At 47.3% G+C, this 258-nt stretch carries 2 tRNA genes; both read left to right on the top strand.

Features of this window, described 5'->3' with window-relative positions:
• The first annotated feature begins 85 nt into the window (after nucleotides 1–85).
• A tRNA-Ala gene (locus tag FZ041_RS14390) sits at nucleotides 86–161 on the top strand.
• 4 nt (nucleotides 162–165) lie between these two features.
• Nucleotides 166–242 (top strand) — tRNA-Ile (locus FZ041_RS14385).
• The last annotated feature ends 16 nt before the right edge of the window (nucleotides 243–258 follow it).

The raw sequence follows: 258 nt of genomic DNA, 5'->3' as shown, positions 1-258 counted from the left end.
TAGTGATACTCTTAGGTCGGAACATTTTGGTTCTGCATTGTCTAGTTTTGAGGGAATAATCCTTCAAAAAAGTAAATACCATAATGGGGGCGTAGCTCAGCTGGGAGAGCACCTGCCTTGCAAGCAGGGGGTCAGGAGTTCGATTCTCCTCGTCTCCACCATTATGGGCCTATAGCTCAGCTGGTTAGAGCGCACGCCTGATAAGCGTGAGGTCAGTAGTTCAAGTCTACTTAGGCCCACCATTAAAAGCAATGGTAT

This window comes from Pseudoselenomonas caprae (assembly GCF_008271345.1).
Taxonomy (GTDB): domain Bacteria; phylum Bacillota; class Negativicutes; order Selenomonadales; family Selenomonadaceae; genus Selenomonas_A; species Selenomonas_A caprae.
Note: the sequence above shows the minus strand (reverse complement) of the source record. Positions and strands in the feature narration are given on the sequence as shown.